Raw genomic sequence first — 14,908 nt, 5'->3', positions numbered from 1 at the left:
TCAATCCTGCCATTGGCTGTTTCAATCCAATTATTTAACTGCTTTACCCGCTTTAAAGTTTGCAAGAACTGCAGCGCGTTCTCTATCAGACATTGAAATTAAGCCTGCTTTTTCTAGCTTAGAACCTTTACCTGATACTTTTTTGCTAAGGAAGAATTCTGTGAACTCTTTTAAGCCTTTAATTGATTTTAAGTGCTCACCTTTTACGTAGAAGAACAATGGACGAGATACTGGGTATGAACCATTTAAAATCGTCTTCTCAGAAGGTGCAACGTTATTGACTGTTGCTACACGTAGCTTGTCACGGTTTTGGTCATAGAAGCCTAGACCGAATACACCGACCGCGTTTGGTGAGGTTTTTAAGCGTGCCAATGTTTCTGTATAATCGCCCGCGATTTCAATCACACGACCATCTTTACGGAAAGTTGAACATGCTTTTTTCTGAGCATCTTTATCTAATTTTGCGAAAGCTTCATAAGTTTCACAGCCAGCATCGACCATTTTTTCTTGGAACACTTCACGTGTACCGTGGTTTGATGCAGGAATAACTAAAGTGATTGCTTCGTTTGGTAATGTTGGGTCGATTTGATTCCAACGTGTGTATGGGTTTGGAACCAATTTACCTTTTGATGGTAGTTCAGCAGCGAGTGCAGCAAATACGTGCTGTGGGCGAAGTTTGAATGCCGCTTTTTTCGCATTTGACGCAAATACGATACCGTCATATCCAACTTTAATTTCTAAGATTTGGTTAACGCCGGCTTTTTTACATGCAGCCAATTCAGTATCTTTAATTTTACGAGATGCGTTTGCAACGTCAATTGTGTTGTCGCCTACACCATTACAGAATTGTTTCAAACCACCTGAAGTACCGCCTGAACCTACGACAGGTGCTTTAAATTGTGGGAATGTATTACCAAACTCTTCTGCAACAATACTTGCATAAGGCAGTACAGTTGAAGAACCAGCAATTTGGATCGTGTCACGAGCTGCATTTGCAGTTGTAGCGACTGTTGCCCCAGTAGTGAGTACCATAGCAAGTGCGATATGATTTAAGCGCATTCTCATCTCTCTTAATTGATGCATTTATTGGAGTACGCCACTTTTGTTTTTAAAGTCTTGTACTTTTTCGATATCTGCATTTTGATTTTAGAGTATGACAGTTAGGTTACATCTTTATGACGCTTTTATGATAATTGATGATTGCACATTGATTTAAATATAATTCTTTATTTTTCAATATGTAATGAAATTTATCAAAGTATTGGTCTTATTTATTTCTACTTTGATATTCGTAAGAATTCATGTCCTTGTCATCTTTTGTCTTATTTTCTTTTTTCAATTTCCCCTCCTTTTCTGAATGTTGCACATTTGCATGTTCGATTTTTTATTCCTCCGTATTCCAATAATTGAAATTTCATTACATTTTTAGTTCGCTCAATATGCAAGTTTACATAAAAACAGAGCCTAAAATGACCAGCAAAGCCATTGCGACATTTAATCCGGACTTGCCTGTGCATATGACTTTTGAAGAACATGACTGGCACTTACTTGCAGAATATTGGTATCCGATTGCATTAGCACGTGAAATCAGCGAACAACCTTATGGCACCATGCTTTTAGATATGCCGCTCGTCATTTATAAAATGGGAGATGAACTGATTATCGCTAAAGATGCCTGCCCACACCGCGGCGTACCCCTAAGTTTAGGTAAAAATGATGGTCTAGGCGTTGTCTGCCGCTATCATGGTTTACGCTTTGGTGAACACGGTCATTGCAATCGCATCCCTGCACATCCTGAGCACAAAATTTCACCTCGCTTTAACTTACGTACTTATGCTGCTGTTGAGCGTTATGGACTGATATGGTGCTCACTTACTGCCGCTAAAGATACTGCGCCGAATATCCCTGCAATGCCATATTGGGATGAAGCCGAGTTTCAGCAATTGGTGTGCCCAACGGTCGATTTTCAATGTTTTGCAGGCCGGCAGCTTGAAGGCTTTATTGATGTTGCGCATTTTGCATGGGTACATCCCGATACCTTTGGTGACCCTGAAAATGTAGAAGTACCTGACTATAAAACATTTGAGACTGAAACAGGGTTTAATGCGGATTATTGGAGCAGTGTTGGGCGCTACCCGATTGGTTTAGAACAACGTGGACAAGATGGCTTTCAATGGCTGCGGCATTTTGAAATTCATCTGCCTTTTACTGCAACACTCACCATACATTTTCCAAACGACAGCAAGCAAGTGATTATGAATGTGGCTTCACCGATGACTGCCCGCTCCACCCGTCTATTTGCTCCCATTTGCCGTAATTATGACAAGGACTTACCTGTCGAAGATGTTTACGACTTTAACCTGAAAATATTTGAGGAAGACCGATTAGTCTCTGAATCACAAAAGCCTGAATATTTGCCTTTGGATTTAAGCATCGAAGCGCATTTCCCGGCGGACCGCAGTTCCAGCATGTACCGCAAATTATTGCGTAAAAAAGGTTTTAGTCCATTATTTGCGGCATAACATCAATATCGTATTGCATTCACCTCACCCTAACCCTCTCCTACAAGGAGAGGGAAACTCCTTTACAAGTCTTATATTGGTTATAAATATTGTGGTATCTCATTCATCAAATGATAAACATCAATGACTATCGCGACTGGCGACAGGGATGTCACTATAAGGTAATGGTCACATGGAAGTACCTTTTCCCTGAGAAGGATTTTAGTTACTTTGATCCCTCAAAGTAACAATCTGCCTACGCAGTAAACTATCATCTTTCAATGAAAAATTGTGGCCATGTAATAAATTAAGCGCCTTTTCATTTAAAAAAAAGGAGCTCAAATGAGCTCCTTCTTCTACACCTACAAAATGATGATTAGTCAATTGCAGGAGTATATGTACCTTCAGCGATTGGACCTTTGATACGATCCGCTTCTGCAAGCACAAGAGCAAGCAAATTCTTCACGTTATCTAAAGTCGCTACTGGGCTTAAAGTCGTCATTTTCAATGATTGAACTTGACCAACTTTAGTCACACCAATATTCGCTTCACCACGTGCAAACAATTCGTCAGCCACGTTTTGGTTCAATGTATCTAACAATTCAGCTGGGTAACCTTCAGGGATCACACGGAACAATACCGATGCAAATTGCGGATCAACCAGCATTTCTAGACCGTCAGTTGCATTGATATAATCTGCAACATCACGTGTAAGACCTACACCATGATCGATCATCGAACCATAAAGCTCTTCACCTAGCGCCTCAACTGTCATCCACAATTTCAACGCATCAAAACGGCGAGTGGTTTGCAGTGACTTAGACACTAAGTTAGGTACACCATGCTCTTCATCATAAGCAGAGTTTAAGTACTCAGCTTCATAATGCATGAAACGATAGTTCGCTTCATCTTTAAGCAAGAATGCGCCACATGAAATCGTTTGGAAGTAATGCTTATGGAAATCAAGCGTTACTGAGTCAGACAGTTCAATACCGTCTAACATTGAACGATAGTCATTTGAAAGAATCAGTGCACCGCCCCATGCTGCATCGATATGCATCCACGCGCCATATTTGTTGGTGATTTCACGAACTTCTTTCAATGGGTCAATTGCGCCTGCATCGGTTGTACCCGCAGTTGCAACTACACATGCCACGATTTTGCCTTCAGCTTGAAGGTGAGCCATGGTTTTCTCAAGCGCATCCATATCCATGCGTGCGTTAGCATCTACAGGAACAGTCACGACAGATTGGAAGCCCATGCCCATCATCGCCATGTTCTTTTGCACAGAGAAGTGCGCATTTTCAGAACAAATAACTTTGACGTTACGCATAGCATCAGATGGTACGCCATCACGCTGAACAGACCACGGATTGCCGTTTTCGTCTTTCCAGTTTTTAGCAATACATGCATCACGTGCAAGCAAAACGCCCATCAAGTTTGACTGCGTACCGCCAGAGGTGAATACACCTGCTTGACCTGCACCATAGCCAACTTTTTGGCGAAGCCAGTCAATTAACTGAACTTCCATCAATGAACCTGCAGGGCTTTGATCCCATGAGTCCATTGATTGGTTAGTCGCGTTAATGAGCACTTCAGCGATTTGGCTTGTTACCATTGTTGGGCAATGCAAATGCGCTAAAGAATGCGGATGATGCACTTTTAAGCTTTTGTTTAAGAAGAGCTCAACCATACGGTCTAGTGATTTTTGTACACCCATACCTTCTTTTGAAGGATTGAATGCAATTGCACTGCGAAGCTCTTTAATGCTGCCGCCGGTGTACATTTTGTCATTTTGCAACCATGCAGAAACGGCTTTTACCGCTTCGCCCATTGCTGACTGGTAGTCAGCAATGGATTGTGCATCATTGCAGAATAACGCTTTACGATGTTCTGCAAAATCTACCATGACTTATGCGCCTCGAGTTGCAACAAGTGCTTCAGCAAGTGCTTTCTTGAAGCGAACGATCACCTCAATACATTCAGCTTGGTTAATGATCAATGGGCAAAGTAAACGAATGACTGTACCGTTACGACCACCTTTTTCTAACAACAATTTGTTGTTGAAACATGCTGCTTGAATTGCTGCTGCCAATTGAGAATCACCTGGTAAAGAACCCATGTGATCTGCTTTTTGACGTTCATCAACAATCTCAACACCAATCATCAAACCACGACCACGCACGTTACCAATACATGGGAATTCTACAGCTAATTTTTTAATTTCAGCTTGTAAGAAATCACCACGCTCTTGTGCATTTTGAGCCAAGTTTTGTTCTTTGATGGTTTTGATGGTTGCAAGACCTGTACCCATTGCAAGTTGGTTACCACGGAATGTCCCCGTGTGACCTGCGGGTTGCCAAGCATCAAACTTACGTTTAATACCAAGCACAGCAAGCGGTAAACTACCACCAACTGCTTTAGACATCACCACAACATCAGGTTCGATACCCGCATGTTCAAAGGCAAACATTTTACCTGAACGTGCAAAGCCTGCTTGTACTTCATCAAGAATCAACACGATGTTGTGCTTTTCAGTCACTTCGCGGATTTTCTTTAACCATTTTACAGGTGCAGTCACTACACCGCCTTCGCCTTGGATTGCTTCCAAGATTACAGCTGCAGGTTTCGTTACACCGCTTTCTACGTCTTCAATGAAGTTTTCGAAATAATACGTTAATGCATCAACACCCGCTTCACCACCAATGCCTAATGGGCAACGGTATTCATGCGGATACGGCATAAATTGAACACCCGGCATTAAGCCGTTCACAGCATTTTTAGCAGACAAGTTACCTGTCATTGCTAAAGAACCGTGAGTCATACCATGGTAACCACCTGAGAAGCTGATTACTGAACTACGACCAGTGTAAGTTTTTGCTAATTTAATTGCTGCTTCTGTACCATCTGCACCAGACGGGCCACAGAACTGTAGACAATACTCTTCTTTACCACCAGGTAATTGCTCAAGTAGTGCTTCAGTAAAAGCATCTTTTAAAGGCGTTGTTAAATCCAAAGTATGCAATGGGAGGCCACTTGCAAGTGTATCTTGGATACTTTGAATTACCGCAGGATGATTATGGCCTAATGCCAATGTTCCTGCCCCAGCTAAACAATCGAGGTACTCTGTACCTTCAACATCGGTAACCCAACAACCTAAAGCTTTTGCTATCGCAAGTGGAAGTTTACGCGGATAGCTACGAACATTGGATTCCATCTGGCTTTGGCGAGTCAAATAGTATTCGTTAGTAGAATTAGTGGCAGGGTTTACAGAAGAAACGCTCATATCGAATTACCATCTCTGATATGGGTTGAAAGAAATAAGTCGGGTGACTTGCGGTCCTTTGACTCGGTGCTTTATGAGTTTCTAGTTAGTTTTAAGAGCTCTTTGTGTAATGGCTAACTAGACGGCGGATGATACAGACTTTTTCAATAAAATAAATCACTTTTATGATCAAATAAAAAGATAATTTAGAGAAAAAACAGATCTATGCCATGGATAACCTGAATTATCATCTTACAGTGTGACAAAACAAAGAAAACCTTTTTATTTTATGCTTTTTTACAATTTATGAATGATTATTGTAATCTTCAAACATTTACGCAATTAAGTATTGATTATTTGAAGCAATATTCATCAAGCACTGCATTTATTTTTCTTGAAAGATTTACAATCCCACCACAGATTTTCCTTTAATCCATCACAATCCCCTTTTAAGATAAGAGCATAAGCTAAATTAGTCATTCTGAAAGAAGAATAGGTCATAACAATGCGTAAAATTATCTTATCTACTGTTTTATTAGCATCCGGTCTAGGTTTGGCAGCAGCAACTCAAGCAGCCGACCCACTCAATTACAACATCGTGAACATTCAGGCGGATGCCACTCGCCAAGTGTCGAACGACCAAATGCATGCCGTTTTATATATTGAAAAGTCAAATAAACAACCGGCTGAACTTGCTACCCAAATCAACCAATTGATGACCCAAGCGGTGAACACAGCCCGTAAATACCCTGCGGTAAAAATCGAAACGGGATCTCAAAGCACCTACCCGATTTATGACAATGACAGTCGTAAATTGAAAGAATGGCGTGGTCGTGCCGAAGTGCGTTTAGAAAGTACAGACTTTAAAGCAGCTAGCCAATTGGTGAGCGAGTTACAACAAAATTTCCAAACTCAATCCATCAGCTTTAGTGTGTCAGATGCACAGCGAAAAAAAGTTGAAAATGAACTGATGGTTGAAGTATCCAAAAACTTTCAACAACGTGCCCAATCGCTCGCTCAGGCATGGAATAAATCAGGCTACAACTTGGTTAATATTAATTTAAATGCCAGCAATTATGGTGGTCAGCCAGTTCCGCGTATGGCGATGATGAAAGCTGCAAGTGCCGATGCTATTCCTGAACAAGAAATGGCAGGTGGTGAATCTAAAATCACGGTCAGTGCAAATGGCTCTATCCAGTTCAAATAATTAAATTCATTTTAAGAAACCGTGCTTTAGCGCGGTTTTTTTGACTATAAATTACACCTATTCTTTATTTAAATTAAAAGTCTATTAGCTTAATCATATTCATAGTTTTAAATGATAATCATCCTTATTTAAATTTATCGCACGCAAGATTATGATACGCGCTCTCTCTCCATTGCTCACACTTTTATGTATAGTTCAAGCAAAAAATCTCCAAAGCTTCAAAATTTCCCGCTTTTACCGCTGAGTATTGCCGTAGGTATAAGCATGGTTGCCACTATGGCTTCTGCTGCTGAAAATACAGAGGCAGCGCAAGCAGATGTTTTACCGACCATCACCATTGAAACTCAAGGGAACTGGCTAGAAAACGCCAATGAAAAAAAGGTGCAAAAGCATGCCGGTGCGCGGACCATCATTGACCGTAAACGATTAAACGAAAGCGCAGCAACATCACTAAAAGATGCGTTACGCCAAGTTCCCGGCGTTCAGGTTCAAGAAAATAATGGTACTGGCGGTAGCGATGTTTCATTAAATATTGGCGTTCGAGGATTAACCTCTCGCCTCTCTCCACGTTCAACCGTGTTGATCGATGGCATACCAATGTCATTTGTACCGTATGGCCAACCACAACTTTCGATGGCGCCTGTTTCGTTAGGAAATATAGAATCTGTTGATGTAGTCCGTGGTGCAGGTTCTGTTCGTTTTGGGCCACAAAATGTCGGCGGTATTATCAACTTTGCCACACGTAGCATTCCTGAAGACTTTAAAGGTGCCGTGGCATTAAACTCTGAATATGCAACTGGTACGGATCAGGTAAAATTAAGTCCTAGTCTGTTTGTTGGTGGAACATTTGATAATGGTTTAGGTCTTGCCTTGCTTTATTCAGGTACTAAAGGCAACGGTTATCGTGAAGCGAACAATAAAAATGACATTGATGATGTCATGTTAAAAACCGCTTATGACATCACTGATCAGGATAAAATCGCATTAAATTTCCATCATTACGATGGTACAGGTGAAATGCCTGAAGGTTTAAGCGCTGCTGAATTCGAAGTAAATCCATATCAAACGTCGCATTATCGTGACTTTTTCACTGGCCGTCGTTCAGATGTATCCCTACGTTATACACATAAAGACGACACGAACAACTTTGAACTTTTAAGTTATTACATCGATTCATTCCGTACCAGCAACCTTGAATCTACTTTAGCCAATGGCAATCATCGCTTAGATACCTCACCACGTGATTATAAAGTCTTTGCCATTGAGCCACGTTATTCACGTAGCTATAGCTTAGGAAGTACGCTGAATGAAGTGACTGTCGGTTACCGTTATATGGACGAAGAGAGCACCGAGTTCGCAGGCCGTACTGAATACGCAGCAGATGCAGAACCTGGTCAGTTTATAGCACGTACCCGTAGTGCGGGTGGCACCAAAGCACACGCTGCTTATATCGATAACCGTATAGAACTGGGTAAATGGAATATTACACCCGGCGTTCGTTTTGAATCGATTGATACGCAAAACAGTTTTAGTGCCTATAAAAATGGCGTATTACAAAATACTGTTCATCCATCAATCCAATCAGATGAATTTTTGCCAAGTTTAGCTATCCTGTATAAAGCAACAGGCCATTGGAATTTCTTTGCCAATGCCGGTGTCTCTTTTGGTCCACAGCAATATAACCAATTAGCAACAACGCAAGGCACTACAGCGGTCACCACCTTAGATGGCTTACATCCTGAAAAATCTTATAACTATGAAATTGGTACCAAATATTTAGGCAATGGTTTGAGTGCTGAATTGACTGCGTTTTATCTAGATTTTGACAAAGAACTGATTTTAGAACGTGATGCTGCAAACAATGGCATTTGGACTGACCTCGGTGCTACAAGTCATAAAGGGATCGAAACCGGTTTTAGCTATGACTTTGGACATTTAGCTGAAAATCTCGAAGGCTTAAAAGCCTATGGTAATTACACCTATACCAAAGCGGTTGCTGAAGCAGGTAACTTTAAAGGTAAAGATTTGCCATTCTACTCACAAAATGTCGCAAACTTTGGCTTAGGCTATAAATATGATGCTTGGTCAATCAATGCCGACATGTATGCACAATCTAAACAGCGTGCCCCAGGTAACCAAGATTCTGGCATCTACCAAACTGAAGAAACGGCAAATGGTAAATTGGGCGATATTCCAGGCTATTCAACTTTTGCTGTACGTACAGGCTATGACTTTGGCGGTTCGCTGCAAGGGGTTAAAGTTGCCGCTGGCATCAAGAATGTATTTGATAAACAGTATTTCACCCGTTCATCAGATGCAACCGGTGGTAAATATATTGGTCAGCCACGTACTTTCTTTTTACAAACTTCATTCGACTTTTAAACTGGTCTAAATATCAAAATCCCACCTCGTGTGGGATTTTTATTGAACAATACATATGGACATCCACATATTCATATGTGAAGATATATGTAAATCCATATAAGCAGATAAACATGGAACAGACTGAATTTTTCAAATTACTTGCAGATGAGACTCGTCTGAACATCATCATGCTGTTGGCATGTAAAGGTGAACTCTGCGTCTGTGAACTCACTGAGTACCTTGAATTAAGCCAACCCAAAATTTCACGTCATTTGGCTTTACTGCGTTCATCAGGTGTGCTGAGTGATCAGCGTAAAGGTCAATGGGTTTATTACTCCATTCACCCTGCACTGCCTACTTGGTGTACACAAATAATTGATGTCATGCGTCACCAAGAACGATTTAAAGACCTCGATTTGAATTTCCCAAAAAACACGACAACATTGTGTGACACCCTATGAATTTTTTATTTCTATGTACTGGCAATAGCTGCCGCAGCATTTTATCCGAAGTTCTTTTTAACCAGCGTACCCCTGAAGGTTTCCGTGCCTATAGCGCAGGCAGTAAACCTTCAGGACAAGTCCACCCGTTTACCTTGAAAACCCTACAAAACCTCAATCTACCGACTGAGGGTTTGTCGAGTAAAACCATCGCAGCATGTGAACAATACCAACCCGATGTGGTAATTACCGTCTGTGGTTCTGCCGCTCAAGAAGCTTGCCCAATTTACTTAGGCTCTGCCATCAAAGCCCACTGGGGCTTAGAAGATCCTTCCCATTTAGAGCTTGTAGATGAAATAAAACTTGCAGCATTTCTTGATACCGTGGCGCATATTAACCGCCGTTTAGATGCTTTATTTGCACTCGATTTTACGCAATTAAGTCGTGAAGAACTCAACCTAGAAATCCAAAAAATTTCAGAGATCCAATAATGGCTGCTGCAAAACTGTCATTTCTAGACCGCAATCTAACGCTATGGATTTTTATCGCAATGGGGCTAGGCATTGCGATTGGCGTCTATATTCCAAGTGCTTCAAGAGCTTTAAATCAACTCAATATCGGTGATGTCAATATTGCGATTGCCATTGGTTTAATCCTGATGATGTATCCGCCTTTGGCCAAAGTGGATTACAAAGCGCTGCCTGAAGTGTTTAAAGATAAACGTACCTTATACCTATCACTGGTTCAAAATTGGTTAATCGCACCTTGCCTGATGTTTATTTTGGCGATCGTGTTTTTACAACACTACCCTGAATACATGACCGGTTTGATTCTGATTGGTTTAGCACGTTGCATTGCAATGGTTCTGGTTTGGAATGATCTCGCTTGTGGGGATAACCAATACGTAGCGGCTTTAGTGGCCTTTAACAGTATTTTCCAAATTGCATTTTTTAGTACCTACGCATGGTTCTTTTTGAGTTTTTTACCGCCTTATTTTGGTATAGAAGCACAAGTGATCCAAGTCAGCTTTTGGACCATCACACATGCAGTATTGGTGTATCTAGGTATTCCCTTCCTGCTCGGTTTCCTGACGCGTGCCATATTGGTAAAACAAAAAGGTCTGGCTTGGTATAAAAATCAATTTATACCCAAAATCAGCCCCATCAGTTTAATGGCATTACTCTTTACCATTGTGGTGATGTTTAGCCTCAAAGGTGCAGATGTCTTGAGCCTTCCAATGGATGTACTGCGTATTGGCATTCCCCTCACGATCTACTTTGTGGTGATGTTTTTCATTAGCTTTTTGATGAGCAAATGGATGGGTAATAATTACGCCAAAACCACTGCCATATCCTTTACCGCAGCGGGTAATAATTTTGAACTTGCCCTCGCTGTTGCCATCGCCACCTTTGGCATTGCATCTCCGATTGCATTTACCACGATTATTGGCCCATTGGTTGAAGTGCCTGTGCTTATTGCATTAGTGAGTGTATCGCTATGGTTAAAATGCAAATGGTATAAAGAGAACTAAAATGAAGCTCCCCAATATTCAACTAGATCTACTTGAAACACCGCGTTTTGAACAAGTTCAAGCTAAAGCACTTGAACATCCGCCACGCATTCTGCTGCTATATGGCTCTAACCGTGAACGCTCATTTAGCCGTTTAACGGTATTGGAGGCGGGTCGAATCCTTGAACATTTTGGTGCAGAAGTCAAAATCTTTCATCCTAAAGGTCTTCCTCTGCCTGAAGATGCTGAAACATCACATCCCAAAGTTCAGGAATTACATGAATTGCTTACATGGTCAGAAGGCATGGTTTGGTGTTCGCCAGAACGACATGGTGCGATGAGCTCTATATTGAAAGCACAAATTGATTGGATTCCTTTAGCGGCAGGTGCCATTCGTGCTACTCAAGGTAAAACGCTGGCGTTAATGCAAGTCAGTGGCGGTTCTCAATCCTTCAATGCTGTTAACCAAATGCGCATCCTTGGGCGTTGGATGCGGATGATCACGATTCCAAATCAATCTTCCGTTGCAAAAGCATTTTTAGAGTTTGATGAAAATGATCGCATGAAACCTTCCTCCTATTACATTCGCATTGTCGATGTGATGGAGGAATTATACAAATTTACCCTACTCACACGTGGTCAATCTGCCTACCTCACAGATCGCTATTCTGAACGAGTTGAAAGTGCGGAAGAACTCTCTAAACGAGTTAATCAAAAGAACCTTTAATGAAAAACTCCTGCATCTGTACAGGAGTTTTGGTCTAAAATATCCATCCGTTTCAACTTAAACTAATAATTTATAAAATAATGTCGTTGAATCTAATGTACCCGTATGGCTCAATGCAAATTGCGGAATGATCCCAGCTTTTATAAAGTTAAATTTTTCATATAGCTTTTCATAGACATCGCCTGTACGCGTATCAAGTACAAGTAATTTCAAGTTCAAGTGTTTTGCTTTATCTTCTGCAAGTGTGAATAGTTGGTGAGCAATGCCTTGCTGACGTACCTTTGGATGCACCATAAGTTTTTCAATCTCAGCACGATGCAGTGCATTGGCTTTGGTGGCACGAACCAATTGTACTGTGCCCACAATTTCACCGCTTTGTAGCGCCGCCCACAAAAAGGTTTTATGCTTTTGAATATCCTTTGTCACAGCAGACCAATATTCATCATAGTGCGACTTAGATTCTTTAGCTAAAAAACCCAGTGATGCACCATCTTGCACACATTGTGCCAATAATTCGCACAGTTGAGCCTGCTCATCTTTTAGATCTTGAAGGTTTAAATATTAAATTTAGCTCATATTCTTCTCGTCTTATTACTATTTTTATCGTTATATTCAAATGGCATGCCATAAAAAATCCCGCTCGGAAGCAGGATTTTGATCTTTCAATTTAGTAAATCGCCATATGATTGCGATTTATTCAATGCTTAACATTATGTTTTTATTATATTTTATTTTAGGTATTAAATTTTAACCTCCATCCTAACCTCCAGCACTCTAAAAAATCACGAAATACTTTTAATTGAAGCACCGTGCATCCAGTCGCGTTTATTTGACCGCAGTTGGAGATTTTAAATAAGCTGCTCCTCTTATTAGTGGCTCAGGTATGGTTATCTTGACCACTGGGGGGATTATTGTTCTTCAGCACATCAAAGATAAGGAACCGCCCTGGTAAACTCATCTTAATTCTATTGGGATTTTAAGCCCTAGAACCACAAATTAGCAGTGTTGTGCGCGCGCGTGCGCGAATACATCAAGTTCAATAAATAGTCAATTCAGGCGTGTTTTGAGTGGAAATAAGGTAGTAAAAATATAGCTACCTCCAGTCTGGTGTGCATATCCACCAGCTCATCATTCATAAATTGACTGAGCAACTCAAGCGGATCGGTTGAATTGTTAATAATCTCTGGAATGTTAATATTTTTAGGTTGTATATCTCTCTCCAGATAAAACCTCACCTGTTTATCTTGCATCAACCTATAGCCTTGCTGCTTTGCTGATTTTTCAGGGCATCCAGCATAAATAGCAGCCTCCTTTCGATTCATGCCTTGCCTGATACCCTCAATAAATTTCTGTTTTTTCTTGGTTAGCTCCATCGGTAAACATTCCTAAAAAGGCAATTTTTTTTGCGAATGTGGAGGTGGGCGATTAACGACAAATACTTCTCTTTTTTATCAATCAAGGCCCCCCACACCTCTCAAGGTCGCCTCTTCTGCTGTCTTTAACTCATGACAAGGTGATTTGCATAATAGCTGTAAGTTATTCAGGTTATTCGATCCACCCATCCATAACGGTTTTATGTGGTCTACTTCCATCTCAAACATGCTGACCCTGCCACACTTAGCACAAGTGTATTCACCTTCAAGCAATACCTGTTGTCTGATCCGCTGCCAAGTGTTGCCATATAATCGAGCTGTCCCTCTCTGCACCTGGTCGATCCGTGGCTTGGTCTTTGCTACCTGAAGCCGTGGTTTTAATGTTGGTAATCTTGCCATTACTCCACCCTAAATAAAAAAGTGATGGGACCAGCCCACCACCTGTATTGAATAACTATGCTTTAAAGGATCGGGTCTGATTGCTTTTAATCCTTCCCCATATTTCAAAAGCTCTTTTAACTTTCGGATTGCTTCTATTGTTCTTCAGATAAGCATCAAAGTCATTTCGATAAATATGAAACAACATAGCAATCTTAACCAATTCCAGCTTATTCTCCTGGCTCTCCCATAAGCACAGCACCTCTGCAATTCCTTCAGGTGGAAGCCTTTGCACACTGGATATAAAGTCCGTTTCTTGAGGCTTCATTTGTCGGCCATTATGCTGAAGCACCTCTACAGAATACTCGAGGAACTTATAATCATTCTTCGGTAGCATTGCCATCATTCTAGTTTTAAATGTTGGTTTCATAAGTCACCCCTTAAACTGTCTGCCATCAATCGAACCTTATTGGCTTTATCTTCACCAAACTCATTAATGAATGGCTCCAGCAAGCTCTTGCGCTTCACTGGATCGGCATAGGCCAGTTGAGCAGCTAGGAGCTTCTCCTGGTGGCTTAATCCATCCGCTACAATATCCGCACTGACTGGTGATAACTTCACACCGCCTGTATTTAATTTAACAGTCCTATGTCCTGATCCCGATAACCGCACCCCTGCATTAGATGCTCGCTTAATCTCGGTAATTGTGGCCTGAGCATTACATGGGATTGTTACGGCTGATACTTCAAAAATCTCGGTAGCCGTGTAGTGAATGCCACCACCTGAACGAACATCATAATCCAAAGGTCTAAAGCCAATACTTAAACCACGAACTAAACCTTCCTTGATTGCATTCCAGGCATGGTCTACCTGATCCTTTAAACTTCCAGCCTCTTTGATTTTTGCAATCTGCACCTCGATTTCTAAACCTTTACTGGAACGCTTTGCAGCAACTACATTGCCAATAGGCTTCGAGTGGTCATGTTGCCAAAGAAAAGGAAAAGGTAGGTCAAATACCATGCCGTTGGGTTCAACAATATCATTTGCCCTATCTGGTGAAATGGTGGAGGCCATCCCCTTAATGATTCGCTTTTCGTTATCTACTGACTTTATTGTCAATGTTGAATAGGCTTTTTCCATATC

The 14,908-nt window shown here is 41.1% G+C and carries 15 protein-coding genes; 7 read left to right on the top strand and 8 right to left on the bottom strand.

Annotation, left to right across the window (positions count from 1 at the left end):
- Window positions 1-30 precede the first annotated feature (30 nt).
- Window positions 31-1,059 (bottom strand): substrate-binding domain-containing protein, encoded by a 1,029-nt coding sequence (locus MST17_RS06330; RefSeq protein ID WP_180026307.1) that lies wholly within the window; start codon window positions 1,057-1,059, stop codon window positions 31-33.
- 410 nt (window positions 1,060-1,469) lie between these two features.
- On the opposite strand from MST17_RS06330, the gene MST17_RS06325 reads away from it, so the two are divergent.
- A complete protein-coding gene (locus MST17_RS06325) occupies window positions 1,470-2,522 on the top strand; it encodes a Rieske 2Fe-2S domain-containing protein (RefSeq protein ID WP_180026308.1) in 1,053 nt (350 codons plus the stop codon).
- Window positions 2,523-2,877: 355 nt separating this feature from the next.
- Here the strand turns inward: MST17_RS06325 and MST17_RS06320 are convergent, their stop codons facing one another.
- The gene (locus MST17_RS06320; RefSeq protein ID WP_180026309.1) at window positions 2,878-4,410 is read right to left on the bottom strand and encodes an aspartate aminotransferase family protein; all 1,533 of its coding nucleotides are present in this window, start codon (window positions 4,408-4,410) and stop codon (window positions 2,878-2,880) included.
- 3 nt (window positions 4,411-4,413) lie between these two features.
- Window positions 4,414-5,787: a diaminobutyrate--2-oxoglutarate transaminase gene (locus MST17_RS06315; protein ID WP_180026310.1), complete on the bottom strand. Its 1,374-nt coding sequence runs from the start codon at window positions 5,785-5,787 to the stop codon at window positions 4,414-4,416.
- Between the two features lie 484 nt (window positions 5,788-6,271).
- On the opposite strand from MST17_RS06315, the gene MST17_RS06310 reads away from it, so the two are divergent.
- The 6 genes from MST17_RS06310 to arsH all read left to right on the top strand — a co-directional run bounded on the left by MST17_RS06310 (window position 6,272) and on the right by arsH (window position 12,014).
- Entirely contained in the window at window positions 6,272-6,973 is a 702-nt protein-coding gene (locus MST17_RS06310; RefSeq protein ID WP_180026311.1) for an SIMPL domain-containing protein, read from the top strand.
- 264 nt (window positions 6,974-7,237) lie between these two features.
- Window positions 7,238-9,355, top strand: a complete 2,118-nt coding sequence (locus tag MST17_RS06305) for a TonB-dependent receptor family protein (RefSeq protein WP_373685411.1) — start codon at window positions 7,238-7,240, stop codon at window positions 9,353-9,355.
- A 113-nt stretch (window positions 9,356-9,468) separates the two neighbouring features.
- On the top strand, window positions 9,469-9,798 hold the full coding sequence (locus tag MST17_RS06300) for a metalloregulator ArsR/SmtB family transcription factor (RefSeq protein ID WP_180026313.1): 330 nt from the start codon (window positions 9,469-9,471) through the stop codon (window positions 9,796-9,798).
- Window positions 9,795-10,268, top strand: a complete 474-nt coding sequence (locus MST17_RS06295) for an arsenate reductase ArsC (RefSeq protein WP_180026314.1) — start codon at window positions 9,795-9,797, stop codon at window positions 10,266-10,268. The genes MST17_RS06300 and MST17_RS06295 overlap by 4 nt, the downstream gene beginning before the upstream one ends.
- The gene (gene arsB, locus MST17_RS06290) at window positions 10,268-11,308 is read left to right on the top strand and encodes an ACR3 family arsenite efflux transporter (protein ID WP_180026315.1); all 1,041 of its coding nucleotides are present in this window, start codon (window positions 10,268-10,270) and stop codon (window positions 11,306-11,308) included. Before MST17_RS06295 ends, arsB begins: the two co-directional genes overlap by 1 nt.
- A gap of 1 nt (window position 11,309) precedes the next feature.
- Window positions 11,310-12,014: an arsenical resistance protein ArsH gene (gene arsH / locus MST17_RS06285; protein ID WP_180026316.1), complete on the top strand. Its 705-nt coding sequence runs from the start codon at window positions 11,310-11,312 to the stop codon at window positions 12,012-12,014.
- Between the two features lie 57 nt (window positions 12,015-12,071).
- Here the strand turns inward: arsH and MST17_RS06280 are convergent, their stop codons facing one another.
- The 5 genes from MST17_RS06280 to MST17_RS06265 form a co-directional block, all read right to left on the bottom strand.
- Window positions 12,072-12,524, bottom strand: a complete 453-nt coding sequence (locus MST17_RS06280) for a GNAT family N-acetyltransferase (RefSeq protein WP_168379189.1) — start codon at window positions 12,522-12,524, stop codon at window positions 12,072-12,074.
- A 542-nt stretch (window positions 12,525-13,066) separates the two neighbouring features.
- Entirely contained in the window at window positions 13,067-13,387 is a 321-nt protein-coding gene (locus MST17_RS06275; protein WP_180026318.1) for a terminase small subunit, read from the bottom strand.
- A 78-nt stretch (window positions 13,388-13,465) separates the two neighbouring features.
- On the bottom strand, window positions 13,466-13,606 hold the full coding sequence (locus MST17_RS17190; RefSeq protein WP_373692684.1) for an HNH endonuclease: 141 nt from the start codon (window positions 13,604-13,606) through the stop codon (window positions 13,466-13,468).
- Window positions 13,607-13,841: 235 nt separating this feature from the next.
- On the bottom strand, window positions 13,842-14,195 hold the full coding sequence (locus MST17_RS06270; RefSeq protein WP_180026320.1) for a hypothetical protein: 354 nt from the start codon (window positions 14,193-14,195) through the stop codon (window positions 13,842-13,844).
- Entirely contained in the window at window positions 14,192-14,905 is a 714-nt protein-coding gene (locus tag MST17_RS06265) for an HK97 family phage prohead protease (RefSeq protein ID WP_180026321.1), read from the bottom strand. The genes MST17_RS06270 and MST17_RS06265 overlap by 4 nt, the downstream gene beginning before the upstream one ends.
- Between the last annotated feature and the right edge of the window lie 3 nt (window positions 14,906-14,908).

This window comes from Acinetobacter sp. YH16056_T (assembly GCF_024605895.1).
Lineage (GTDB): Bacteria > Pseudomonadota > Gammaproteobacteria > Pseudomonadales > Moraxellaceae > Acinetobacter > Acinetobacter amyesii.
Note: the sequence above shows the minus strand (reverse complement) of the source record. Positions and strands in the feature narration are given on the sequence as shown.